1 protein-coding gene is annotated in these 388 nt (G+C 70.9%); it reads right to left on the bottom strand.

The window, feature by feature from the left end; all coding sequences use genetic code 11:
- A partial coding sequence (locus VT50_RS38100; RefSeq protein ID WP_143645419.1) for a phosphopantetheine-binding protein occupies positions 1-388 on the bottom strand: 388 nt, incomplete at both ends.

Raw genomic sequence — 388 nt, 5'->3', positions numbered from 1 at the left:
GGAAGACCTGGCGGGGGGTGAGCACCAGCCCCTCGCGGCGGGCGTGGCTCACCAGCTGCATGGACAGGATGCTGTCCCCGCCCAGCGCGAAGAACCCCTCCTCCACGCCCGGATCCGACACCCCCAGCACCTCGGCGAACAGACGGCGGAGAAGCGCTTCGCGCGGTGTCGACGCCGGACGTCCACCGCCCCCTTCGGCGCTGCGGACTGGCGCGGGCAGCGCCGCGCGGTCGAGCTTGCCGCTCGGAGTGAGGGGCAGCGCGTCGAGAACCACGACCGCGGAGGGCACCATATGGGCCGGTAGCCGCTCAGCCAGATACGACCGCAGTTCCTCCGGGGACGTATCGCGATGCTCCGGGTTGGTGGTGGTGTAGGCGATGAGGTGTTT

This window comes from Streptomyces antioxidans, from assembly GCF_000968685.2.
GTDB lineage: Bacteria > Actinomycetota > Actinomycetes > Streptomycetales > Streptomycetaceae > Streptomyces > Streptomyces antioxidans.
This window is presented reverse-complemented; position numbering and strand designations above follow the sequence as displayed.